22 protein-coding genes, 3 tRNA genes and 2 pseudogenes are annotated in these 25,001 nt (G+C 48.3%); 6 read left to right on the plus strand and 21 right to left on the minus strand.

All coding sequences use genetic code 11. From position 1 onward, the window contains the following. Nucleotides 1-5: 5 nt before the first annotated feature. The 4 genes from JL719_RS13910 to JL719_RS13925 form a co-directional block, all read right to left on the minus strand. On the minus strand, nt 6-869 hold the full coding sequence (locus JL719_RS13910; protein ID WP_033159350.1) for a Na(+)-translocating NADH-quinone reductase subunit C: 864 nt from the start codon (nt 867-869) through the stop codon (nt 6-8). Then, nucleotides 862-2,061: an NADH:ubiquinone reductase (Na(+)-transporting) subunit B gene (locus JL719_RS13915; RefSeq protein ID WP_033159351.1), complete on the minus strand. Its 1,200-nt coding sequence runs from the start codon at nt 2,059-2,061 to the stop codon at nt 862-864. The genes JL719_RS13910 and JL719_RS13915 overlap by 8 nt, the downstream gene beginning before the upstream one ends. Further along, a complete protein-coding gene (locus JL719_RS13920; protein ID WP_033159352.1) occupies nt 2,061-3,407 on the minus strand; it encodes a Na(+)-translocating NADH-quinone reductase subunit A in 1,347 nt (448 codons plus the stop codon). The genes JL719_RS13915 and JL719_RS13920 overlap by 1 nt, the downstream gene beginning before the upstream one ends. Nucleotides 3,408-3,593: 186 nt before the next feature. After that, nucleotides 3,594-4,322, minus strand: a complete 729-nt coding sequence (locus tag JL719_RS13925) for a metallophosphoesterase (RefSeq protein WP_033159353.1) — start codon at nt 4,320-4,322, stop codon at nt 3,594-3,596. A gap of 102 nt (nt 4,323-4,424) precedes the next feature. Between JL719_RS13925 and ispG the strand changes: the two genes are divergently transcribed. Further along, nucleotides 4,425-5,645 carry a flavodoxin-dependent (E)-4-hydroxy-3-methylbut-2-enyl-diphosphate synthase gene (gene ispG / locus JL719_RS13930; protein ID WP_033159354.1) on the plus strand — a complete coding sequence of 407 codons (1,221 nt, stop codon included), beginning with the start codon at nt 4,425-4,427 and terminating at the stop codon, nt 5,643-5,645. A gap of 319 nt (nt 5,646-5,964) precedes the next feature. Here the strand turns inward: ispG and JL719_RS13935 are convergent, their stop codons facing one another. The 3 genes from JL719_RS13935 to JL719_RS13945 form a co-directional block, all read right to left on the minus strand. Beyond that, nucleotides 5,965-7,137: an NnrS family protein gene (locus tag JL719_RS13935; RefSeq protein WP_033159355.1), complete on the minus strand. Its 1,173-nt coding sequence runs from the start codon at nt 7,135-7,137 to the stop codon at nt 5,965-5,967. Further along, complete coding sequence (locus JL719_RS13940) at nt 7,130-7,945, minus strand: ferritin-like domain-containing protein (RefSeq protein WP_033159356.1); 816 nt, start codon at nt 7,943-7,945, stop codon at nt 7,130-7,132. Before JL719_RS13940 ends, JL719_RS13935 begins: the two co-directional genes overlap by 8 nt. Nucleotides 7,946-8,047: 102 nt before the next feature. Further along, nucleotides 8,048-8,437 (minus strand): lipocalin-like domain-containing protein, encoded by a 390-nt coding sequence (locus JL719_RS13945; RefSeq protein WP_033159357.1) that lies wholly within the window; start codon nt 8,435-8,437, stop codon nt 8,048-8,050. Nucleotides 8,438-8,634: 197 nt separating this feature from the next. On the opposite strand from JL719_RS13945, the gene JL719_RS13950 reads away from it, so the two are divergent. The 3 genes from JL719_RS13950 (at nt 8,635) to JL719_RS13960 (ending at nt 10,413) form a co-directional block, all read left to right on the plus strand. Then, nucleotides 8,635-9,345 carry a DUF6901 family protein gene (locus tag JL719_RS13950; RefSeq protein ID WP_033159358.1) on the plus strand — a complete coding sequence of 237 codons (711 nt, stop codon included), beginning with the start codon at nt 8,635-8,637 and terminating at the stop codon, nt 9,343-9,345. 249 nt (nt 9,346-9,594) lie between these two features. After that, nucleotides 9,595-9,681: transfer RNA gene (locus JL719_RS13955), tRNA-Leu, on the plus strand. A gap of 180 nt (nt 9,682-9,861) precedes the next feature. Next, nucleotides 9,862-10,413, plus strand: a complete 552-nt coding sequence (locus JL719_RS13960; RefSeq protein ID WP_129871412.1) for a site-specific integrase — start codon at nt 9,862-9,864, stop codon at nt 10,411-10,413. 89 nt (nt 10,414-10,502) lie between these two features. Here JL719_RS13960 and JL719_RS13965 read toward each other — a convergent pair. Then, nucleotides 10,503-11,608: pseudogene (locus tag JL719_RS13965) on the minus strand (IS5 family transposase). Between JL719_RS13965 and JL719_RS13970 the strand changes: the two are divergent. Together JL719_RS13970 and JL719_RS13975 are read left to right on the plus strand one after the other, a co-directional pair. Then, nucleotides 11,607-12,005 carry a tyrosine-type recombinase/integrase gene (locus JL719_RS13970; RefSeq protein WP_225892860.1) on the plus strand — a complete coding sequence of 133 codons (399 nt, stop codon included), beginning with the start codon at nt 11,607-11,609 and terminating at the stop codon, nt 12,003-12,005. The pseudogene JL719_RS13965 and the gene JL719_RS13970 sit on opposite strands and share 2 nt — an antisense overlap. Before the next feature lie 461 nt (nt 12,006-12,466). After that, nucleotides 12,467-13,571: pseudogene (locus tag JL719_RS13975) on the plus strand (IS5 family transposase). A gap of 298 nt (nt 13,572-13,869) precedes the next feature. Here JL719_RS13975 and JL719_RS13980 read toward each other — a convergent pair. The 13 genes from JL719_RS13980 to hemF all read right to left on the minus strand — a co-directional run bounded on the left by JL719_RS13980 (nt 13,870) and on the right by hemF (nt 24,975). Then, nucleotides 13,870-14,922 (minus strand): phosphotransferase, encoded by a 1,053-nt coding sequence (locus tag JL719_RS13980; protein ID WP_225892861.1) that lies wholly within the window; start codon nt 14,920-14,922, stop codon nt 13,870-13,872. Nucleotides 14,923-15,140: 218 nt separating this feature from the next. Further along, nucleotides 15,141-15,217: transfer RNA gene (locus JL719_RS13985), tRNA-Pro, on the minus strand. 70 nt (nt 15,218-15,287) lie between these two features. Beyond that, nucleotides 15,288-15,641 carry a MerR family transcriptional regulator gene (locus tag JL719_RS13990; protein ID WP_020481982.1) on the minus strand — a complete coding sequence of 118 codons (354 nt, stop codon included), beginning with the start codon at nt 15,639-15,641 and terminating at the stop codon, nt 15,288-15,290. After that, nucleotides 15,625-15,921: an integration host factor subunit alpha gene (gene ihfA, locus JL719_RS13995; RefSeq protein WP_026146839.1), complete on the minus strand. Its 297-nt coding sequence runs from the start codon at nt 15,919-15,921 to the stop codon at nt 15,625-15,627. Before ihfA ends, JL719_RS13990 begins: the two co-directional genes overlap by 17 nt. A gap of 2 nt (nt 15,922-15,923) precedes the next feature. After that, on the minus strand, nt 15,924-18,299 hold the full coding sequence (gene pheT / locus JL719_RS14000; protein ID WP_033158014.1) for a phenylalanine--tRNA ligase subunit beta: 2,376 nt from the start codon (nt 18,297-18,299) through the stop codon (nt 15,924-15,926). 15 nt (nt 18,300-18,314) lie between these two features. Then, a complete protein-coding gene (pheS, locus tag JL719_RS14005) occupies nt 18,315-19,334 on the minus strand; it encodes a phenylalanine--tRNA ligase subunit alpha (RefSeq protein ID WP_033158015.1) in 1,020 nt (339 codons plus the stop codon). A gap of 140 nt (nt 19,335-19,474) precedes the next feature. After that, nucleotides 19,475-19,837, minus strand: a complete 363-nt coding sequence (rplT, locus tag JL719_RS14010) for a 50S ribosomal protein L20 (protein ID WP_020481986.1) — start codon at nt 19,835-19,837, stop codon at nt 19,475-19,477. A gap of 29 nt (nt 19,838-19,866) precedes the next feature. Then, complete coding sequence (rpmI, locus tag JL719_RS14015; protein WP_033158016.1) at nt 19,867-20,064, minus strand: 50S ribosomal protein L35; 198 nt, start codon at nt 20,062-20,064, stop codon at nt 19,867-19,869. Between the two features lie 159 nt (nt 20,065-20,223). Beyond that, nucleotides 20,224-20,748 carry a translation initiation factor IF-3 gene (gene infC / locus JL719_RS14020; protein WP_084153369.1) on the minus strand — a complete coding sequence of 175 codons (525 nt, stop codon included), beginning with the start codon at nt 20,746-20,748 and terminating at the stop codon, nt 20,224-20,226. Nucleotides 20,749-20,770: 22 nt separating this feature from the next. Continuing rightward, nucleotides 20,771-22,678: a threonine--tRNA ligase gene (gene thrS, locus JL719_RS14025; RefSeq protein WP_033158141.1), complete on the minus strand. Its 1,908-nt coding sequence runs from the start codon at nt 22,676-22,678 to the stop codon at nt 20,771-20,773. 48 nt (nt 22,679-22,726) lie between these two features. Continuing rightward, nucleotides 22,727-22,803, minus strand: a tRNA-Val gene (locus tag JL719_RS14030). A gap of 74 nt (nt 22,804-22,877) precedes the next feature. Further along, complete coding sequence (locus tag JL719_RS14035; RefSeq protein WP_129871414.1) at nt 22,878-23,825, minus strand: hypothetical protein; 948 nt, start codon at nt 23,823-23,825, stop codon at nt 22,878-22,880. Between the two features lie 235 nt (nt 23,826-24,060). Then, on the minus strand, nt 24,061-24,975 hold the full coding sequence (gene hemF, locus JL719_RS14040; RefSeq protein WP_033158020.1) for an oxygen-dependent coproporphyrinogen oxidase: 915 nt from the start codon (nt 24,973-24,975) through the stop codon (nt 24,061-24,063). Nucleotides 24,976-25,001 lie beyond the last annotated feature (26 nt).

Genomic DNA, 25,001 nt, shown 5'->3' on the forward strand with positions numbered 1-25,001 from the left:
AAGTCCTAACCGTTTTTTCTAATTTTGTTTAGATAGGTGGCAAAACCTTCGGTACCCATCCAGTATTGGATCAAATTACTGACCCCACGACTGGTTAAGGTTGCACCGGCCAAACCATCCACTTTGTAAACAGAATCCGGGCGACTGGAATCAACACCGCCTTTTACTAAAGTCAAAGCCACTTCGCCTTTGTCGGAATAGACTTTTTTGCCTTTCCACAACGCGCGCCAGTTAGGATTGACTACCTCACCACCCAGGCCAGGAGTTTCACCTTGGTCGTACAGGTTGATGCTTTGCACGGTTTGCGCATCAGCTTCCAAGGCTAAAAAGCCGTACATCGTAGACCACAAACCGTAACCGTTGATAGGCAGAATAATGGATTGCAACTGGTCGCCGTTTTTAACCAAAAACACTTTGGTGTATTTGGCTTTTTGACGGATGCTGGCGATATCTTTCTCGACCGGAATCAACTCGTTCTGCGCTGGGTCTTTCGCAGCCTTGCGTTGGTCGTATTCGTCGACATTGATATTGTCTACGTAATCGCCTGTTTTCAGGTCGACAATCTTGCTTTCGATTCTTTCCGCAAAGGCTTTATCTATATCAGTACCCTCTTCCAACAAACCAGCCACATCAAGAATGTTTTTCTTCATGTCCAGGGCTTTGTTGTAGCCTTGCAAAGGCCGTAAAGCGACTGTAGCGATAGATACCAATACAGCGCACACCAAACATAAGGCCAAAGCCACGTTGACGGTTTTTTCCAGGCTGTCGTTACTTAAAGCCAGGATTCTGTCGGCGTAAACTCTGAACTGTTCGTAGTACTTGCAGAGCTGCTCGTTGTACTTACAGGTTTTTTTCTCGGCATTAAGCATGGCGTTTGATCCTTCTTCTAATATTTGCTTGAACAACAAAGTAATCAATCAATGGTGCAAACATGTTTGAGAAAAGAATTGCAAGCATCACACCTTCCGGGAAAGCCGGGTTAATAACCCGAATGATGATAATCATCACGCCGATCATGCAGCCGTAAATCCAGCGACCGGTGTCGGTCACAGCGGCAGAAACAGGATCAGTTGCCATAAACACCGTACCGAAAGCAAAACCACCGACTACCATATGCCAGTACCAAGGCATCGCAAACATTGGGTTGGTTGTGCTGCCAACGATATTCAATAAAGTGGACATACCGATCATGCCAATCAACACGCCAGCCATGATGCGATAAGAAGCAACACGTGTATATAACAAGAATGCAGCACCCAACATACAAGCTAATGTGGATGTTTCACCCATCGAGCCGGGAATGAATCCCAAAAACGCTTGGATCCAACTGAAACTCTCTTTAATCGCCTCGACGCCACCAGCCGATGCCAAAGATAAAGCCGTCGCGCCACTGTAACCATCCACTGCAACCCATACTGCATCGCCGGAAATTGAAGCCGGATATGCAAAAAACAGGAAAGCACGACCTGTCAAAGCGGGATTAAGGAAATTTTTACCGGTACCACCGAAAACTTCTTTACCCAACACGATACCGAACGAGATACCTAAAGCCACTTGCCACAAGGGGATGTCGGGTGGCAGGATCAGGGTATACAGCATTGACGATACCAAGAAACCTTCGTTGACTTCATGCTTGCGTACGGTTGCAAACAACACTTCCCAAACGCCACCTACCGCTAAGGTAGTGATGTAAACAGGGAAGAAATACAACATGCCGTGCACCAGACAGGAAATCGGGTTGTACGGGTTGTAGCCGAATAGCGCCATTGGAATGCTGCGCCAATTGTTGATCGACTCGACACCCATACCCTTCATGGCTAAGTTGGCTTGATAACCCGTGTTGTACCAAGCCATCAAAATACAAAACGCCGTGGCGATTACTACGAACGTCATGGTACGTTTCAGATCGTTACCGTCACGCACATGGGTTTTTCCGCGCGTTACATCGGATGGCGTGTAAATAAAAGTATCCACCATCTCGTAGAGACCGTAATACTTTTCAAACTTGCCGCCCTTTGTAAAATGCGGCTCTATGCTATCTAAAATATCTCTAGCCGACATTATCCTTCCTTCTCGATTTTAGTTAAATTAGCTCTGAGCACAGGCGCGAAGTCATGCTTGCCTGGATCGACAAAGGTGAACAAAGACACGTCTTCTTCACTCAGTTCCAGGCAGCCAAGAGACTGTGCAGTGTCGGTATCGCCGACTACAATGGCTTTCAATAAAGGTGTAGACAAAATATCCAAAGGCATCACTGTCTCGTAGACTCCCACCGGAACAATGGCGCGATTGCTACCATTTTTATCGGTGGTCAACGGAAACAGGCGATTATCTTTACGATCTTTGCTCGACACGTACACATTCATAGCCGAGTATTTGTCTTTGCCGGGAACGATCCAACCGAAAAGCTCACGTTCACGACCTTCTTTAATAGCAGAAACTTGCAAACTGTAAGCACTCAAAAATGCCAGAGATCCGGCAGCCTCGTGGCCATACAAAACAGAGCCCGAAATTACGCGGTTTTCAACATCTTGCAATTCGCCGGCAACCAAATCGTCCAGATTGGCGCCCACACGTGTGCGTACCAATCTTGGGTTTTTAACTGTTGGACCAGCCAAAGAAACGATGCGTTCTACATTCAGCTTACCTGTAGTAAACAATGCGCCAATAGCAATTACCGCCTGGTAATCAATATGCCATACGAATTTATGGATATTGACCGGATCGATAAAATGAATATGGGTGCTTGGCAAGCCGGCAGGATGCGGCCCGGAAAACTCCGCTACCTGAACGGCTTGATTCGCTACCAAATCAGTGCCCGTCGCTTTGCAAAGATAGGTTTTACCGGATGTCAACTTAGAAACTACAGTCAAGCCATTAGCAAAGTCGGCAGCACGTTCCTTGATAATCACAGCAGGATCTGCCGCCAGCGGACGAGTATCTATCGCTGTGACAAAAATTGAACTAGGCGTTGTATCGACAGCAGGGATTTTGCCGTAAGGACGTGTCAGGAACGCAGTCCACAATCCTGATGCCAGCAAATTTTCCTTAACCTGTTCTTGAGTCAAATTGCCTAACTCAGCTTCGCCGTATTTGCTGAAAGACTCTTGCTGATTTCCTTGCAATTCAATGACCACAGACAACAGCGCACGCTTGTCGCCACGGTTAATAGCTTTAACCACACCCGCACCGGGTGAGGTAAAGTTGACGCCAGGATTTTTTTTGTCAGAAAAAAGGGCCTGTCCTAATTTGACCTTATCTCCTTCGGCAACCATCATTTTCGGCTTCAGATCGATGTAATCGGCACCCAATAAGGCGACCGATTTGATGCTGTTACCATCGCTAATCTTTTGTTCGGGTCCGCCTGTTATAGGCAAATCCAAACCTTTCTTTATATTAAATTGCATAGTTAATACGCCTGCTCCCCAGACTAGTTGCAGCAAAAAGCCCATTGCGAAACACCGATCCCAAAGGGCACTTCAAGACAAAACATGTTCATTACATCACAAGTTATCGGCTTTCTCAACGGAAAATCCCAAGGCTTGTAGCCCTTTAAGCCGAGCGATAGCGCCCGGCATAAGTGGAAATACCGCTCAAATATCAACCACTTTATCGATATCAAAACCACTCACATACTTGCGCCCGACATACCCCCGGGTATTGCTTAAGATACGGGCATCCGCTATCCGGTAATCACCCAAATTGTGCACATGACCGTGAAACCAGGCTGCTATTTCATATTCGTGAAATAAAGGCTTCAAGTCATTACAATAAGCCAGCTTTTTAAGTACGTTGGGTGAATCGATCCAACTCCATTCGGTGGGCGCATGATGAGTGACCACTATGGTCCTGCCGGCGAAGGGCGTGGCAAGTTGTTGTTCTAACCAGAATTTAGATTCCCGATGTAGTTCGGTAAAGTGTTTGGGCTCGAAAGTTTGGCCTGCAAATGACACCTTGCGAAAGTCATTCAAGGTATTTCCCAGCACTTCGGCCTTTTCGGCGCCCTCGATAAACAAATTCGTCCACAAGGTGCAACCCAAAAAGCGCACACCCTGGAAGATAAACTGATCTTTTTCCAGGAACTGAATTTGACTGCCCGCACATTCCCTACGCAACATTTCGATAGTCTGTTGATATTCGTAACCATAAAACTCATGGTTACCCGCCACATAAACCACAGGCTTGCCGATAGACTTCAACCATTCGACACCTTGTTTGAATATGCCGATATCGCCTGCCGCCACGACCAAATCGGCATCGGTTTCCGGCAGACTCTGCTCGCCAAATTCCAGATGCACATCAGAAAAGTAATTTATCCGCACAATTTGCTCTTTCGTCCTGTTACTAAGGAGGTATAATTTATATCCTAAGTGAATTACTTGGTATTTTTTAGATAACTTTCAGTTTTTGCAGACCACACTTCTATGTCGATTAGCTCCAGAAAACACACCCAACAGGTTTTGGTAGGAAACGTAAAAGTCGGCGGCGACGCTCCGATTGTAGTTCAATCCATGACTAATACCGATACAGCTGATGTGGCAGGAAGCGTGCAACAGATCATGGAATTAGCCACAGCGGGCTCGGAAATGGTCCGCGTCACTGTCGACCGTGAAGAAGCTGCGCAAGCCGTACCGGAAATCGTCAACCGACTGGCACAAAAAGGCTTTTCGGTGCCCATTATCGGCGACTTCCATTTTAACGGCCACAAGTTACTGGAAAAATATCCGGATTGCGCTCAAGCACTATCCAAATACCGTATCAACCCCGGCAATGTCGGCAAAGGCAAAGCGCGGGACCCGCAATTTCAGCAGATGATAGAGTTTGCGATTCAATACAACAAACCCGTGCGGATTGGCGTCAACGGTGGCAGTCTTGATCAAGCCGTACTAACCCGATTGCTTGACGAGAACAGACAATTAGCGCAACCCAAAGAATTACCCCTGATCACACGGGAAGCCATCATACTCTCCGCCCTGGAAAGCGCGGCTAGAGCCCAGGAAATCGGGCTGGGTAAAGACAAAATTATCCTATCCTGCAAAATTAGCGATGTTCAGGAGTTGATCAGCATTTATCAAGACCTGTCCAGCCGTTGCGATTACGCCTTGCATCTAGGCCTTACCGAAGCTGGCATGGGCTCCAAAGGCATCGTCGCATCAGCAGCAGCGCTCGGCGTACTGATGCAGCAAGGCATAGGCGACACCATTCGGGTATCCCTAACACCCGAACCCGGTGCCGCGCGCACCAAAGAAGTCATTGTGGCCCAGGAAATTCTGCAAACCATGAACTTTCGCTCCTTCACACCCATGGTAGTGGCCTGCCCCGGTTGCGGACGCACCACCAGCGATTATTTCCAACGTCTGGCGCAAGACATTCAAGGCTATTTACGCGACCAAATGCCTATCTGGAAAGATAAATACAAAGGCGTGGAAGATATGAAAGTCGCGGTAATGGGTTGCGTCGTCAACGGCCCCGGTGAAAGCAAAAGTGCCAACATCGGCATCAGCCTACCCGGAACCGGCGAGTCACCTGTTGCGCCGGTTTTTGAAGACGGTTTCAAAACCGTCACCCTAAAAGGCGACCATATCGCTGAAGAGTTCCAAGCTATAGTCGAGCGTTATATCGAATCGCATTACAGCGCGCAGTAAAAACGTTTCAACACAAAAAAGGCGGCTGAAAGCCGCCTTTTTTATAAACCTATCAAAAGCCCACTATCACTGACCAAGATCATTATTCCTGCCAGGAACAGACCCGCTTACGCCGTTGACCAAAGTCCATTCGTCCGACTCATTTTCACATCAAACCTGTCGCGCAATTTGCTTCCATTCACTCTCATTTGATTGACCAGATCGCGCAGTAAACCGATATAGCAACCCTAATACTGTCGCTCCAACAAATTCAATGTATAAAAAATACGGCACGCTTGGACGAAACCATCCGCCATCGCCACTGTTTTTATGAACTACGCTACCCCGGCTGCCCATCCAACCTGGGCGACATCAAAATTGGCGAATAATAAAATGCGAACAAGGAAAATGCCGCCAACCAGCAATAGGTGGACACCATCACCAAACCGCCATACCAGTTTGGCAACAAAGCCGGAAATAACACCCGAAACAACGCGGCCAGATTTATCAGCACAAAGGCCAGCGCCATCACATTCGAGGCTTTTAGCGCCCTGCCGGTATGGCCCAACGCAACACGGGCCATCATGCCCAAAGTCAAAATACCGATGCCGCCCACAGTAAAGGCGTGTAAAGCCAAAGACTGCGGAACCACAGCAAAAGCAGAGAGCGATACCAAGCCAAATCCAAGGATCAACCAACCATAGCCGATGTACAAAACCCAAAGCAGGGGCACAAACCAAATCCGCGGGTTGTACCAAGCCGCCACTCGCACAATATTAATCACAATCGCCGCTACCGCAGCACCAGCCAACAAAGCGCCGGATATATTCAGCATCAATAATGCAAACACCGCCAAACTCACCGCAACAGCGGCTATATCCAATGCCGGATTGCGAATACAAATAACCCCAGATAGCCCCCGTTCGGTAAAAAACGGAAATACCCGGCCAGCGATGACCAAAATCATCGCAACGATAACAGTAACCACCAGGACCAGCCCTAGCGAGGCATTACCGGCCATACCCAGAACTTGGGCATGAATCAAACCATTACCCAAGGCTAATAACAGCAATAAGGCGACAAAAATCAGATTTTGATAGTTGCCGGTTTTTAAAATTGGCTTACCCACAAAATACGCCAACACCGGCAAAAATACGAAATCGACGGTGCCTATCAACAAATCGGGCAGTAGTTCGGAATAAAAAGGCAATACCCGGCCATAAATCCATAAAAAACACAGCGACGCCAGTTGATCGGGAGTCACCGTTTGTAAGCCAGTCCAGTTTCTAACTGCTGTTAGTAAAAAACCGGCAATCACCGCTGTGGTGTAGCCAAGCAACATTTCATGAGCATGCCACGTGCTGCCGGTGAAGTAATTATCGATATGCAGTGAACCGTTGGACATTGAGTTCCATACTGCAATCAAAGCCAGAGCTGATAATCCCGCCAGCGCGAAAAAGGCCCTAAAGCCCATCGCAAACAGTGGATAATCAAAAACCGGTTTGTTATTCATGCAAACGCTCCTCCAGCCAATCGATTTCGTTATTCGAGAAACCGGCAATTATACGCACTTCTCGGTTAAAGGGTCCCTTGGGCTTGCCTTTGAAATAATTCAGGATCAGGTCTTTAAAGCAGTGTTCAGGTTCCAGACCGCGCTGTCTGGCCAGATTATTGAACCAGTAAGAACCGCGCTCGACATGCCCAACTTCGTCGTTATAAATCCTCCGAAGGATAGCTAGACCGGGCTGATCGTCGATAGCAACCAGTTTATCCATCATACCCGGCGTCACATCTAATCCGCGCGCCTCCATGCAACGCGGCACTATCGCCAAACGCGCCAAAATGTCATCCGAAGTCTCTTCGGCATGCGACCAAAGCCCGCGATGTGCGGGCAAATCGCCGTAATCGAATCCCAAGCCAAGCAAATGAGTGCGAATCAACTCGAAATGCTGCGCCTCTTCGTCGGCGATGATCAGCCAATCCCGATAAAAATCGTCCGGCAAGCCGGGAAATCGGGAAATGATGTCCCAAGCCAAATAAACTGCCACGAACTCGATATGCGCGAGTGCATGAAAAAAAGCCGCTTTACCCTCGTTGGAATCCAGACGACGTTTAGGCATCTCTCGCGGCATCAACAATTTCGGCCGGCTTGGAAATACGGTGTTGCATATCGGCAAGACCGCCCGGTCTGTTTGCAGGGACAATAAGCCGTTATCCAACAACTGCCTGGCTTGATGAGTTAAAACAAGCTTTTGCTCAATATCGCCATTGAATAAACAATGCTCCGCAAAATCGGATAGGCTTTGGGGCTGTTCTGCCAAAATCGAAGTTCCTGTTTTCTCGCTACCGATGAGTCCATCCCATCCGACAACCACGTAAATAGGTCAAACTAAGCACGACACTATCAGAAGTGCCCGGCGTTTTTATTTTTTAGACATAAAGAAATAAACGGTTTGGCACTTCAAAACCATATTGTTGCCGGATTTTTCGATTGCCTCGCAGGTTTCCATCTTCGAGCGACCCGGCGCCGCCTGTTTGACAATCTTGCCGCCTTCGACGGCGTAATTCAGCACAGCCCGCATTTGGTCAAGTCTGGCATGCGAATCGTTTTCATGGGTCATGCCTTCGATAGTGCCGTCATCTTTAAACGTCCAGGTAGTATTGGAACTACGGGCCTTGCTGCCATCACTAGTGTTAGATTCTTTATCGATTTGCCATGTACCCAAAACATCGGCTTTGGTCAGCTGAACTTCCGCTGTGGCGTGAAAAGATAAAAACAATAAAGCAACAGCGGAGAGTTTAATAAATTGCATGGTAAAGCCTTTTTGAGATTATGTTTTTAGAGCTGTCGATTGTAACACGGAGCCGGAGGCAGCCTCCTTTACTTGAATACCGCAGCTATACTCAAGCCAAACTAGTCAGACGACGCCCCTACAATCGGCCAATAACGCGGCTTAGCCAGGTTAAAATCCATCCAAGAAAACGCACATCACAAGTTTGCTGAATTTATATGTCCGAAGACATCCTACATTTTACCTACCGCTTAAGCGCAGAAGATTACGACAGCGCCGATTTCCTAATCGAAGTTGATAAACAAAGCATGACCCTTATTTCTGCCGCTCCCCCTCCCTATCCTCTATGGACGGAGCTCACGTATCAACAATGCCGCAATTGCCCGTTAAAACCTGAGCAGGTTCCGCACTGTCCTGTCGCGATTAATTTGGTGTCACTGTTAAATTTATGTGGGCACCTAGTGTCCCACAAGCAAATGGCTGTAGAAGTCATTACCGATAGAAGAACCATACGCGCCGAAACCACTGCTCAACATATCGCCAGTTCGATTCTAGGCTTAATTATGGCCACCAGCCCGTGTCCGCATACTGAATTTTTAAAGCCAATGGCACGTTTTCACTTACCCTTGGCCGATCAAACTGAAACGATTTACCGAGTAACCACGATGTTCCTATTGGCACAGTATTTTCGGCAAAAAGACCACCTACCCTATTCCCTGGAACTGGATGAACTGCTCGCGCTATATCAAAACTTACAAGTTATCAACCTCCATTTAAGTCAACGGTTAAAAACTGCGATTAGCGAAGATGCAGCGGTAAACGGCGTGATTTTACTGGATTTATTGTCAAAGTCGGTTTCTTGGTCAATCGAAGACGGTCTTGAGGAAATTCATCATTTATTCGATGGATACCGCAAATTAGCTCAATAGTCTGCCGACAAAAACTTTCTTGCACAAACTATCGCTCGCCAATGGAAGCAGCCAAATAGACCAAGCCACCCTAATACCCAAGCCACTGCCTCAGAACGACTGAGTCACGTGGCGACAACAACCAATCCTTCAGGAGTGCCGACGTTAAGCTGCTCAGCGATGTGTATAATCATGATGTGTATAATCATAAGGTTGACACATCCCATCCATACACTTATAATAACTAAATTACTTACCTAGATAAGTAATGCCGAGGTGGTGAAATTGGTAGACGCGCTAGCTTCAGGTGCTAGTAGGGGTAACCCTGTGGAGGTTCAAGTCCTCTCCTCGGCACCATAATTAATTGCAGATGCAATATTATGGTGAAAAAGAATAACTGATTGTTTTATAAAACATTCTTTTGATTCTTTTTTCCTTGCCACATGCTTTTCTTTGCTACATTTCGTAGCATCATTCTTCCTAATAGTCGTTCTTAAAGTCCCTTTGGCACAAATATGGCACATTGGGAGTGCATTTATGGCTACTATTCGCAAACGACTTGGTAAGTACCATACGCAAGTTCGCAAAAACGGTAAAAGCATAACCAAAACTTTTACAACTAAAGCAGATGCTTTGAGATGGGCAAAAGAACAAGAAGTAAAGATTGAACAAGGCAACTTTACGGACAAAAAAGAAAACGTAACCCTTGCATTTTTGCTGGATCGTTGGGAAAAAGAAGTTCTTGTTCACCTTAAAAGCTGGAATGTAGAAAGGTACAAAGTTGCATTAGTGACAAGAGAACTCGGCAATCTTCCCCTGGAACAAGTAACAAGCAACTTGTTATCATCTTATAGAGAAAGTCGGCTTACACTAGCCTCTAATCAAACAGTCAAACATGAATTGAGCTTGATTAAGAGAGCAATGAAAAAAGGAATTGAATGGAACTACGTATCAACTGTACCAGTTGTAGCCTCTCCTTCCCTCAAAGGACAAGCAAGAACAAGAAGACTTAACAGGCTGTTGAAATTTACCGATATACCTTCGGTTTCGGCGCCATTTCTCGAAGCGCCGGGTGGTCTGGAAGCCTGATTAGGCCTTAAAAACCGGTTTTGGCCGGTTATATTCGCCCCTAAGGGGGTTAAATTCCGCCTTTTGGCGGATTTTAGGCGCACGACCACCTAGGCGGTGCTGTAACGCCAACCGAAAATGGCGCCCATTCGCGTCAGGTTATAGGCGGCAAAGGTAAAAAACGTTTGTGCGGCGACTTTCTTCAAGCCCCGGAACTTGGTTTGCCGTAGCGGACCGACGGTCTTGGCCCAGCCGAAGACTTCTTCGATCCGCTTGCGGGTTTTGAGGCTTTTGCGGTAACCGTCGTGCCTCGTGGTACGGCCATCAATGGCCGAGCCTTTTTCTTTTCTGGCGACATGCGGGGTGACTTTGCGTCCGCGTAGCTTGCCCACGAAATCCGCTGTATCGTAGTTTTTGTCGGCGCCCAAGGTTGCGCCAGGTTTACTGATCGTGCGTTTGACCATGGTTTCGGCCGCCTCGCGTTCCGCGGTGCCGGTGGCCTGGGTGACTTCAACGTCGACGACTAAGCCATTGCGGTTCTCCATCAAGGCATGGCCGAGGAAAGCCAGCTGAGATTTGTCACCTTCGCTCTTTTTGTACAGCCGAGCATCGGGATCGGTGGTCGAGGCGTGGGTATCGTTGCTGCGTTTCTCGCCCTTGAAGTTGACGGTGGGATTGCGTCCACCGTCTTCCGGCGGCGGGGTCGAACCGTCCTTTTTGACGAAACTCTTGTGCGAAGCCCAGGCCTGGATCAACGTACCGTCCACGGAGAAATGTTCGTCGGAGAGTAGCTTTTTCCACTCCGCCAAGGCCAGTACCCGTTCGAAAAACAAACGGCTGATACCCAAAGGGCACAAGTGCGCTCGTTCAGCAAGCGGTCGCGGTTGGCGCTGAAGGTGGAGTGATCCCATACGGCGTCGTCCATGGTCAAGCCAACGAACCAGCGGTACAGCAGGTTGAAATCGATATGCTCCACCAACTGCCGCTCCGAGCGAATGGAGAACAGCACTTGCAGCAGACTGGCGCGCAGCAGGCGCTCCGGCGGAATCGAATCCCGGCCGCGACGGGCGTAGAGCGCGTCGAACTCGTCGTTCAATGTGGCGAGCAACAGATCGACTACTTTGCGTAGATTGCGGAGCGGATGTTTTTTCGGAATCCGCGCTTCCAGGGTTCGGTAGCTGAACAGGTCTTCTTGGGTGATGTCGGCGCCGCGCATGGGATCAATGCAGTATATTGGAGATGGTACTATTTTATCATGCAGAACAATGTCTTATGAATTACTCTCGCATCTGGTTCAACCAATCAATGCGGCTTGCGGGAGCGATAAAATCAACAGCCTGTTAGCAGCCGTTGAATACCTACTAAAGCATACAAAAACACAATTTTTGCTCAACTATAGGAAAGAATGGCTTACAGAAAAATTTATTTCACTGTGCGATTCGCTTGGAATAGAGAATTTTAGATTGCACGATCTCAGGCATGAAGGTGTTTCAAGCTTGTTTGAGAAAGGTTTAAACATGATAGAGGTAAGCTCTATTTCAGGTCACAAAGATTTGTCTATGCTAAAAAGATATACACACATAAATCCATCAACATTGATTGACAGAATTTAGTGAAATTAAAAAATAATATAGATAAGTTTTTAACGATTTTTTCATCCCTGTTGGTGCGTAATTAATAATATATATAAATATATATTATAGTTTATGTGCCAAAGGGACTTTAAGAACGACTATTAGAAAGAATGATGCTACGAAATGTAGCAAAGAAAAGCATGTGGCAAGGAAAAAAGAATCAAAAGAATGTTTTATAAAACAATCAGTTATTCTTTTTCACCATTTTTATTTTCTTCTTGCGGAAACCAGCAAGACAGAGATTAAAAAATCCTTATAGATTTTCTCGTAGCTACAAACGATGCAGCAGTCAATTATAAAGTCAATACTTATTTAACAGGCTGTTGATTTTATCGCTCCCGCAAGCCGCATTGATTGGTTGAACCAGATGCGAGAGTAATTCATAAGACATTGTTCTGCATGATAAAATAGTACCATCTCCAATATATTGCATTGCTCTCATGCGCGGCGCAGACATCACCCAAGAAGAACTATTCAGTTACCGAACCCTGGAAGAACGGATTCCGAAAAAGCATCCGCTACGCCAACTGCGCAAAGTGGTCGATCTGTTGCTCGCCACGTTGAACGACGAGTTCGATACGCTTTACGCCCGTCGCGGCCGGGATTCTATTCCGCCGGAGCGCCTGCTCCGCGCCAGTCTGCTGCAAGTGCTGTTCTCCATTCGCTCGGAGCGGCAGTTGGTGGAGCTATCGATTTCAACCTGCTGTACCGCTGGTTCGTTGGCTTGACCATGGACGACGCCGTATGGGATCACTCCACCTTCAGCGCCAACCGCGACCGCTTGCTGAACGAGCGCACTTGTGCCCTTTGGGTATCAGCCGTTTGTTTTTCGAACGGGTACTGGCCTTGGCGGAGTGGAAAAAGCTACTCTCCGACGAACATTTCTCCGTGGACGGTACGTTGATCCAGGCCTGGGCTTCGCACAAGAGTTTCGTCAAAAAGGACGGTTCGACCCCGCCGCCGGAAGACGGTGGACGCAATCCCACCGTCAACTTCAAGGGCGAGAAACGCAGCAACGATACCCACGCCTCGACCACCGATCCCGATGCTCGGCTGTACAAAAAGAGCGAAGGTGACAAATCTCAGCTGGCTTTCCTCGGCCATGCCTTGATGGAGAACCGCAATGGCTTAGTCGTCGACGTTGAAGTCACCCAGGCCACCGGCACCGCGGAACGCGAGGCGGCCGAAACCATGGTCAAACGCACGATCAGTAAACCTGGCGCAACCTTGGGCGCCGACAAAAACTACGATACAGCGGATTTCGTGGGCAAGCTACGCGGACGCAAAGTCACCCCGCATGTCGCCAGAAAAGAAAAAGGCTCGGCCATTGATGGCCGTACCACGAGGCACGACGGTTACCGCAAAAGCCTCAAAACCCGCAAGCGGATCGAAGAAGTCTTCGGCTGGGCCAAGACCGTCGGTCCGCTACGGCAAACCAAGTTCCGGGGCTTGAAGAAAGTCGCCGCACAAACGTTTTTTACCTTTGCCGCCTATAACCTGACGCGAATGGGCGCCATTTTCGGTTGGCGTTACAGCACCGCCTAGGTGGTCGTGCGCCTAAAATCCGCCAAAAGGCGGAATTTAACCCCCTTAGGGGCGAATATAACCGGCCAAAACCGGTTTTTAAGGCCTAATCAGGCTTCCAGACCACCCGGCGCTTCGAGAAATGGCGCCGAAACCGAAGGTATATCGGTAAATTTCAACAGCCTGTTAAAATTTTTGTGGGTTCATATACCCGCCAAATTATCTCCCCTATCGAGAGATTCTCCGCCAAATAGCATCGACCCAATTCTCAGATCAAATTCAGTATATAACCGCCTTCCAGAAACACTGGGAAAAACACTTATATAGATAACGCAGAATAGCTATCGTTATCGTCAACCGCCGCTGAAACGCGCGCAATTAACTCCAAGTTGCTATTGCGCTCCATCATACCCCCTATAGCCAAGGTAACAATCATCGCTTCGAACGGATACACCAAATGAGCACGGTAGCGTTGGTAATACGTTTCTTCGTCCAAGTCGCTAATCCCCTGACTAGCTAACGCCGCCATGTATAGCTTCAGCAATTGTTTTTCATGAGCACGCCGAGACTCCGGCTTCAGCGATGTCGCTAAAAAATAAGCGAGGTCACTAACACCCTCACCCATCCGCACCAATTGCCAATCCAGAAAGCCTGGCTCAGAGTGATTCCAAAATAGATTGCCTGGATGACAATCATGATGCACCAAGGTCTGCACACCGGTTGCCAATATCCTGGTGATTCGCCGCCGATCCGCTGCATAGCGCAACGCGGATCTATGCAATTTGCTGGGCACCAAGCGCCCTGCGCGATCAAGGCCACGCTTCATCAAGGGCACAGCCAGTAAGGTCCCCATATGATTCTCGACATTGTGACTAAAACCGTTTAACCAGCGATGCGTTTTCAATAGCCCAGCATTGCCCCAATAGTGAGCATGAAAAACAGCGAGCTTTTCAACCACCTGCTGAGCTTGCTCCAAGGACAGAGCGTCTGCGGTAAGCCCGGGCCTAAATCCCAGCTCATCCAAATCCGCCATTACCAATGTAGTACCGCGCCCTAACAGACTTTCAGCCGCTAAAATTTGCGGCACACTCACCGGAACCCCCTGAGAAAGCGAATTATAAAAATGAACTTCCTTATGCAATAAACGCGGTATGGCGGTAATCGCTCTGGACTTAATTGCCAGCGACGGCGTTTTTACAAACCACCGACTTGGAACGACGCCGATGGCGTCATGATTCACGGTTAGCCGCAAGCGCGTCGATGTGCCAATATTGACGGATCGAATATCTACTGTACGTACTTTGGCACTGGTTGCGTATCTATCAACAATACGTTGCGCCCATTGCCGAGATAATTGATCCGGGTGATTCACGACAATATGATCTCTAAAACGGCTCAACATCGGATTAGGCCTGTCTCAAATATTTGATAAATCGAAATATTAGCCGCCGTATTCATTCAATTTAACTTTATCGATCAATCAGTGATTAATTATCAAAAACGCTATGTATTCCTATAGTTTTTCAAGCAATAAAAAACCCGCCAAGTCAAGTAACTTGCGGGTTATTCAATATTCAATCTCAAAAAACTTGGTCGGGACGGCGGGATTCGAACCCACGACCCCTTGTCCCCCAGACAAGTGCGCTACCAGGCTGCGCTACGCCCCGAAGTTTATCAATAAACCAATGCCCACCTAGGAGAGCAAGCCGGACATAATATCATATTATTTGGGAAACGCTATTTCAGCAGCTCCAAAATATCTTCCAGCTCGCCAATCATCTGATGAATAAGTTGTTTGGTGCGTAAACTGTCTTCCTTCGCGCTACCACTCGCCAGATGAGCACGCGCACCACCTATTGTGTAACCTTGCTCGTATAACAAAGCGCGAATTTGTCGAATCAACAACACGTCATGGCGCTGATAATAACGGCGATTTCCTCGGCGTTTTACCGGACTAAGCTCGGTGAACTCTTGTTCCCAATAGCGCAATACATGGGGCTTTACCGCGCAGAGGTCGCTAACTTCGCCAATCGTAAAATACCGCTTGGCCGGAATAACCGGTAATTCGTTATTATTACTGGGTTCCAGCATACGCTTCTACTCGAGCTTTCAATTTTTGCCCTGTTCTAAAAGTGACCACACGCCGAGGAGTGATGGGAATTTCTTCACCTGTTTTGGGATTTCTACCCGGCCGACCACTTTTGTCGCGCAATTCAAACTTACCAAACCCGGAAATCTTCACTTGCTCGCCGCTTTCCAGGCTTTTTTTAATTTCGTCGAAAAACAACTCTACGATTTCTTTAGCTTCACGCTTGTTTAAACCGAGGTCTTCAAACAATTTCTCTGCAATATCTGCTTTGGTTAATGCCACAATCACTCCCTCAATTTTGCATTCAGTTTAGCCGCTAAAGTGTCCAGCACTTTGCGAAATATAGCATCAATTTCTGTATCGGTAAGCGTTTGCGTAAAATCCTGCAAGAGTAAAGCTAACGCGACACTCTTATAACCTTCGGCAACGCCCGGTCCGCGATAAACGTCGAAGATCGATATTTCACGTATCGCCGTCTCCATGCATTCTTCAATTACACTGGTGATTGCGGCAGCCGATACAGCCTCGTCCACCAATAAAGCCAGATCGCGGCGCACCGACGGGTATTTGGATAACGTACTAAATTTAGGCACGTTACGCTCCAAGACCGCATCCTGTTCGAGTTCAAACAAGAATACCGGACTATCGAAACCCAATTGTTTTTCGAGCGTTGGGTGCAGCATGCCCAATAAACCTATCACTTCGCCACGTTGGTTTTTGATTTGCGCGGTTTGGCCAGGGTGTAACGCCGGATGTTGATAGGCGACGAAATCAGCACAAACTCCTGCTAAATCAAACAAAGCTTCAATATCAGCTTTCACATCGAAGAAATCCAGCTTTCTGGCTTTTTCGCCCCACTGTTCGGGATTAACGGTACCCAAGGCCAAACCGGATAACATTTTTCGCTGTTGAATTTGCCCATCTTGATAGAAAAACCGCAAGCCGGCTTCGAATAAGCGCACTCGACTCTGTTGGCGGTTGATATTATACAAAGCCGCATTCAACAAACCGCACCACAGCGTAGTGCGCATCACGGCAAGTTCTGAGGATATAGGGTTTTGAATCCGGATAAATTCTTCGCCCGGAGCGACGGCATTTTGCATTGCCTCATCGACAAAGCTGTAGGTAATCGCTTCCTGATAACCGCGATCTACCAAGCAATCCTGCAATCTCGCCAATGGCAACTGCGCCTCGGGCGCTTTGCCAAGCTCAGAGCGCATCAACAAATTGCTACTAGGTAGATTGTTATATCCATAGATTCTGCCGATTTCTTCCAGCAAATCTTCTTCGATGGCAATATCGAAACGAAAGCCGGGCGGGGTAATTTCCCAGCCGTTCTCGACTACTTGTACCTGCATACCCAAGCCTTCGAACAGCGCATGCACTTCATCGTCGCCAAATTGAATGCCCAACACCTTTGTAATACGTTGGCTACGCAGTTTTACCGGCATTCTGGCGGGCAGTTCCGCAGTGGAGATTACCTCTTGAACCGTTCCAGGACTACCGCCGGCTATTTGTAGAATCAATTGCGTGGCGCGTTCGATCGCCCGGCGTTGCAAGTTAAAATCCACACCTCTTTCAAAGCGGTGCGAGGAATCGGTATGCAAACCAAATTGGCGCGCCTTACCGGCCACATCAATGGGCATAAAAAACGCACATTCAAGGAATATATCGCGGGTTTCGCCAAATACGGCGCTGTCCTTACCCCCCATAACGCCAGCCAAGGCCAAGGCTTGCCGTTGATCGGCTATGACCAGTGCCTCGCCGTCCAGCTCTATGGTTTGGTCATTCAATAAAGCCAGGGACTCGCCGGCCCGGCTGCGTCTAACCACGATAGGCGCACTCAGTTTATCGGCATCAAAAGCATGTAGCGGTTGACCCAGTTCGATCAGTACATAGTTAGTAACATCGACAACCGGGCTTAAACTTCTAATGCCGCAACGACGCAGACGCTCCTGCATCCACAATGGCGTGACTGCGGCAGGATCGATATTTTTAATCAAACGCCCCAGATAAACCGGGCAAGCGTCAGTGGCTTCGACTTTAACGTCCAGGGTTTCCGTGTGCTGCGGTTCGACAGTAGCAAACGCCGTAGCTTCGAACGGCAGATTATTCAAAACCGCCACTTCCCTGGCGACGCCTTCGACGCTCAGGCAATCCGCGCGATTTGGCGTTAAGCCTAACTCGATCACGTTGTCATTCAACGCCAAATAGTCGCGAATATCGACACCGACCGGCGCATCAACCGGCAACTCCATCAAGCCTTCGGAACTAACCGCCAAACCCAATTCCTTTTCCGAACACAGCATGCCGAACGACAATTCGCCACGCAGCTTGGATTCCTTTATTTTGAAATCGCCGGGCAATATCGCACCGATCAATGCTGCCGGAATTTTCAACCCGGGCCTGACATTACTGGCACCGCAAACGATTTGCAGGGGCTCAGCTTGGCCGACGTTGACCTGACAAACTCTAAGTTTATCGGCGTTTGGATGTTGAATAGTGGAAAGTACCTCACCCACCACCACACCGGAAAATTCGGCTGCAACAGGCGTCACGGCGTCAACTTCCAGACCGGCCATGGTCAGTTGCGCGACTAATTCGGCGGTGGCGACAGGCGGATTGACCAGTTCTCTTAACCAAGCTTCACTGACTTGCATGATGACTATCCACCGTTAATTAAACTGTTGTAAAAATTTCAGATCGTTTTCGAAAAACATCCGCAAGTCGTTGATGCCATATTTCATCATCGCTAGACGTTCGACTCCGGTTCCGAAGGCGAAGCCGGAATAAACTTGGTTATCGATACCGACCGATTTGAATACTTCCGGGTGAATCATGCCGCAACCGCCTACTTCCAGCCAGCCGGTTTGTTTGCAGACGCGGCAACCTTTGCCGTCGCACATTACGCAGGACACATCAAATTCGGCGGAAGGTTCTGTGAATGGAAAATAAGAAGGGCGAAAGCGCACGTTGACTTCTTTTTCGAAGAAGGCGCGCAGAAATTCAAAAATCACACCCTTCAGGTCACCGAAACTAACGTCAGTATCGACCAAGAAGCCTTCGACCTGATGAAACATGGGCGAGTGGGTCATATCCGAATCACAACGGTACACTCGGCCCGGCGCAATAATTTTCAAGGGCGGCTTTTCGGATTCCATCACCCGAATCTGTACCGGCGAAGTGTGAGTTCTCAATACGGTATGCGCATCGAAATAGAAGGTATCGTGCATCGCCCGCGCGGGATGATGCTCGGGAATATTCAAGGCGCCGAAGTTATGGTAATCGTCTTCGATTTCCGGGCCTTCGACGATATTAAAGCCGGCCTCAGCAAAAATTTTGGCAATCCGCCGCAAGGTGATCGTAACAGGATGCAATCCGGATACGGTTTGGCCGCGCCCCGGCAGGGTTACGTCGATACATTCGCTAGCCAAACGCGCCGCCAATTCGGCATTTTCCAAAGTCGATTTCCGAGCCTCTAACGCCTCTTGAAAAGTATTTTTGGCATCGTTGATAATTTGCCCGACACTGCGGCGTTGCTCGGGGTCCAGGCTACCCAACTCCTTCATCTGCTGAGTGAATAGACCTTTTTTGCCTAGATAATTGACTCTGACCTGATCCAGTTGGCTAAGGTCTTGTGCTTGTGCAAGCTCTTGTAATGCCTGCGTAACAATATCTTCGATACTAGCCGACACGACTCAGCTCACTTTTGTCTGCAATTGAGGGAAATTCCAAAACGATAGGCTTCCGCCAACGAGATTTGGCGGAAAACTCCCCGTCAAAAACGGGGAGTCGAGCAATTAAACCGCTCTTTCAAAGCGGCTTAATGTTTTCCTTACGGTTTGCTTTGGTTTGCTATAGCCACTTTCGCAATCGCGCCGAAAGCGTCGATGTCGCGTACAGCCAAGTCGGCCAATACTTTGCGGTCGATCGCAACATTGGCTTTATTTAGACCGTTGATCAAACGGCTATAGGAGATACCGTACAAACGTGCGGCAGCGTTGATACGCACGATCCATAAGGCGCGGAATTGGCGTTTTTTCTGTTTACGGTCGCGATAAGCGTATTGACCGGCCTTGATGACCGCCTGCTTGGCGACGCGGTAAACCCGGCTACGGGCACCGTAGTAACCTTTTGCCAGTTTTAAAATCTTTTTGTGTCTTGCTCTAGCGGTGACGCCGCGTTTAACTCTAGCCATGTTCTACTCTCTTCAATATCAATGATAAATCAACTGTACGGCAGCATACGCGCAACCAATGGCGTATCCGACGGATGAAGAATGGCTGTTTTACGCAGTTGTCTTTTACGTTTGGTGGTTTTTTTAGTCAAAATATGACGTTTATGCGATTGTTTGCATTTAAAACCGCCGCTTCCAACTTTCTTGAAGCGCTTGCCGGCACCGCTATGGCTTTTCATTTTTGGCATTTGTTTTCTCCAATGATTAAAAGTAAAGTCCCTGAGATAAAACCCAGTGAGGCAAAATGCTTGGCCCCATTGAATTTCCGGACACAAAAGTATCCTTTAACCGATTCGCTCCTGAATCGCCTTACCGTTTTAAAAAACGGCTAAAACCGCGTGATTGAGTTATTTCTTTTTCTTCGGGCCCATCACCATGACCATTTGCCGGCCTTCCAATTTCGGAAATTGCTCGACTATGGCCATTTCTTCCAGATCGGTTTCAATACGTTTCAACAAGTCCATACCCAACTCACGATGAGTCAACTCACGGCCTTTAAAACGCACGGTGATCTTGGTTTTGTCGCCTTCGTTTAGAAATTTGATCAGGCTGCGCAGCTTGACCTGGTAATCGCCTTCTTCGGTACCGGGCCTAAACTTGATTTCCTTGATCTGGATTTGTTTTTGCTTTTTCTTGGCGGCTTGCAGTTTTTTGTTTTGCTCAAACTGGTATTTGCCAAAGTCCATGACTTTGCAAACCGGCGGATCGGCATTGGGCGATATTTCGACCAGATCCATGTTTGCATCGTAGGCGAGCTGTAACGCTTCGTTTATGGAAACAACCCCGACTTGTTCACCTTCAGCGCCTACTACCCGAACCCGCCTGGCGGTAATTTCGGTATTTAAGCGCGTTGCATCTTTTTTAGAGCTGATACCCTAATCCTCCAAGTTGTTATTATTTTCGATCCGCAATCTGGTTCCTCAAGCGTTCGCCAAGTTCGCCAATTGACAGACTTCCTAGATCCTCGCCCTGTTGTGTGCGTACACTAACAGTCCGAGTTTCTAATTCCTTGTCGCCGATAATCAAAAGATACGGCACTCGCTGCATGGAATGCTCGCGGATTTTAAAGCCTATCTTCTCGTTTCTCAAGTCAATTTTGACTCTAAGACCTTGTTTTTCAAGTTCTCGCCGCACCTGCTCCGCATAATCGGCATGGCGGTCGGTGATATTCATCACCATCACCTGCACTGGCGCCAACCATAGCGGAAAAGTTCCGGCATATTGCTCGATCAAAATTCCGATGAAACGCTCCAAGGAGCCCAGTATTGCCCGATGCAACATTACCGGCACATGCCTGGCGCTATCTTCGCCTATATACGAGGCATCCAGCCTTTCCGGCATCGAGAAATCGACTTGTATAGTACCGCATTGCCAGACCCGACCTATACAATCTTTCAAGGAAAACTCTATTTTAGGACCGTAGAAAGCACCTTCGCCCGGCTGCAATTGCCAATCCAGGCCTTTATTGTTCAAGGCCAATTCCAGCGCGCTTTCCGCCTTATCCCAGACCGCATCGTCGCCGACTCGATTTTCCGGACGAGTTGACAGTTTGATAATCACTTCCTCGAAACCGAAATCCTTGTATACCTCAAACAACAGATCGATAAACGTGGAGACTTCGGATTGAATCTGATCTTCGGTACAAAAGATGTGCGCATCGTCCTGCACAAAATTCCGGACCCGCATCAAGCCATGCAGAGTGCCGGATGGCTCGTTACGGTGACAGGAGCCGAATTCAGCTAGGCGCACCGGCAAATCCCGGTAACTTTTAATACCTTGATTGTAAATCTGAATATGGCAAGGACAGTTCATCGGCTTCACCGCATAATCGCGGCTTTCCGAATGCGTGGTGAACATCATCGCACTGAATTTATCCCAGTGACCGGATTTTTCCCACAGCGTGCGATCAACGATTTGCGGGGTTTTGACTTCGCCATAGCCATTGACGCGCAATTTCTCGCGCACGTATTGCTCGATCTGCTGATATATGGTCCAACCCTTGTCGTGCCAGAACACCATGCCCGGCGCTTCTTCCTGGGTATGAAACAAATCCAGGGCCTTGCCGATTTTACGATGATCGCGCTTTTCAGCTTCTTCCAGACGATGCAGATAAGCGGCTAATTCCTTAGCATCGCCCCAGGCAGTACCATAAATGCGTTGCAGCATCTCGTTCTTGGAATCGCCGCGCCAATAGGCGCCGGCAATTTTCATCAATTTAAACGCTTTTAATTTGCCGGTGCTGGGCACATGCGGACCGCGGCACAAGTCGGTAAAGTCGCCTTGTTGGTATAAAGACAAATCTTCATTGGCAGGAATCGAAGCGATAATTTCAGCTTTGTATTTCTCGCCTAAACCTTCAAAAAACTTTACGGCTTCGTCGCGCGACAACAGCGAACGGCTAACGGCAATATCTTGCGCAACCAGTTCCGCCATTCTCTTTTCGATAGCCGTCAGATCTTCAGGCGTAAAGGAACGCTCAAAGGCAAAGTCGTAATAGAAACCGTTTTCTATCACTGGACCGATGGTTACCTGCGCTGAGGGGAATAACTGTTTGACAGCCTGAGCCAGCAAATGCGCTGTGGAGTGGCGGATCACATCAACACCCTCCTCGTCCTTGGCAGTGACGATTTGCAAACTCGCATCGGAATCGATCAACGTGCCGGCATCTACCAATTTGCCATTTACTTTACCTGCCAACGTCGCTTTAGCCAGACCCGTACCAATAGACAGGGCCACATCCATTACAGATACCGCTTGGTCGAATTGACGCTGAGAGCCGTCGGGCAAAGTGATTACAGGCATTTTCGATTCCACAATAAAAAAAGCACCGTCATGCGGTGCTTTATGTTTTGGTAGGCGCGAGTGGACTCGAACCACCGACCCCCACCATGTCAAGGTGGTGCTCTAACCAACTGAGCTACGCGCCTAAAGTCTATCGTTCGAGCCGCGCATTATAACGACCTAAACCGTTTATGCAAGCTTTTTCTATAGCAACAACGGTTCAAGCTGTAGCAGTTAAGATAGATCCCTTGGCACCAGAGGCCGGAGTGTTACTCTCACGATTACCTGACAACTTGTTTAAAAACTCCAACAAAGTCGGTTTTTTACCATTCGCCGGAGCTCCCAACACGTTCACTAAATCGTTAAAACTATCTTGCAATTCTTTATATTTGCCACCAGTTTGACCAGTAGCATCACCCAAAGCCGCGATCAAATTTTGCAAATTATCGGTGAATTTACCATAGCCATTTCGACCTACTGCTTTGTCGCCATGCCGACCGTCATCGTCGGAGCCGTGACGACGATCAGCACTGTATTTCAAAGCCTGACGCAAATCGTGCAAGAAGCTGTGCAACGCTTGGCGTACATCGGCAACAGTTGCGCGTGGCGCGGCAGTAGGTGTGGTCGTTGCAGATCCGTTGGTCGTCGTTGCTTGCGTACCCGCATTATTCGTTACGCTAGTTGACGGTGTCGCAGCCGTTGTCTGTCCGGTTTGCGCCCTACTCGTTGTTGCAGGCGTCGGTGTAGTCGCGGCCGATGCGACCTGCTTTTGCGGCGTTTGAGCAGCACTTGCATCGCCTTGCGCCGCTGTAGCCGGTTGCTGCACACCGCTTTGTTTCAATACCTGCCTTAAATCCTGCAAAAAGGTCTGCAACAATTGCCCAAGATTGGATGAATTATTTTGACTACCGCCAGCATTGCTCTCAGTAGTGTCATCGGCGGCAGAATCACTATTACCACCAGGAATATTCAATCCAAAACTTTGCAATGTTTGTATGACATTGCGCATGAACGCCCCACCACTATGATGATGCCCATGCTTCTCCCCTCTCCCGCTTACCGCCGGACGCTCTTGATCGTCATCGTTGTGCGTACTTTTGGTGCTGGATATGCTGATGGTGGTTTGCGATACATACAATGATGTTGTCAATGAATTGATCGTAGTCATTAGATTCACCTTGACGCTGCATAAAAACAAATGGCGGATAGCCAAAGTCAGGACAGATTCAAATCACTTCCTATATTTTGGCGATTACAACCATGCCGTTTCTTTTAGCGGCAGAAATTTTGTGAACTTTAGCTAACTATCCAAAAAAAAGACCCCACACGCTTGACTGAAAACAAAACCTTGCAAACAAATCTTGCTAAGACATTCCGAAGCACTGTTACTAACCAATTTCCGCCTAAATTCCCAGCCAGTTTTGTGGGCGTAAAAATGTGTCGTATAACCGGGCTTCCGGACTACCTGATTCAGGCTGCCAATTGTATTGCCAGTGCGCGACCGGAGGCATGGACATCAAAATCGATTCGGTCCGCCCGCCAGATTGCAGCCCGAATAGAGTCCCCCTGTCGTACACCAAATTAAACTCGACATAACGCCCACGCCGATACAATTGAAAATTACGCTCCCGGTCGCCATAGACCGTGTCTTTACGCTTTTGCACGATGGGCAAATAGGCATCCAGGTAATGATCGCCAACACTCTGCATAAATGCAAAAGCTTGAGCAAAATCGGGCTCGTTCAAATCGTCGAAAAACAACCCGCCGACGCCACGAGTTTCGTTGCGGTGCTTTAAAAAGAAATATTCATCGCACCACTTTTTATAACGTGGATACACATCCTCACCAAACGGCAGACAAGCCTGACGCGCCACTTGATGCCAATGCAACACGTCTTCTTGGAAAGGATAAAACGGCGTCAAATCGAAACCACCACCAAACCACCAAATAGCCGGCTCACCGTCTTTTTTGGCGATAAAAAACCGCACATTGGCGTGCGAGGTCGGCACATAAGGATTGCGAGGATGCATCACCAGGGACACGCCCATCGCTTCAAATTGCCGATTGGCTAGCTCGGGACGTTTGGCGGTTGCCGATGGCGGCAGATGACTGCCAAACACGTGCGAAAAATTAACCCCGCCTTGCTCAAATACCTCACCATTCGCCAACACCCGCGAACGCCCACCACCACCTTCGGCGCGTTCCCAGGCATCTTCAACGAAGCGCGCGGTGGGTTCTTCCGCTTCTAAAGCAGTGCAAATTCGATCTTGCAACTTCAGCAAATACGTTTTAACTGCGGATATATCGTTCTCAATCATGATAAAGCACTGTCCCGTCGATAGTA

Source organism: Methylomonas sp. LW13, from assembly GCF_016865255.1.
In the GTDB taxonomy this organism is placed as follows: Bacteria; Pseudomonadota; Gammaproteobacteria; order Methylococcales; family Methylomonadaceae; genus Methylomonas.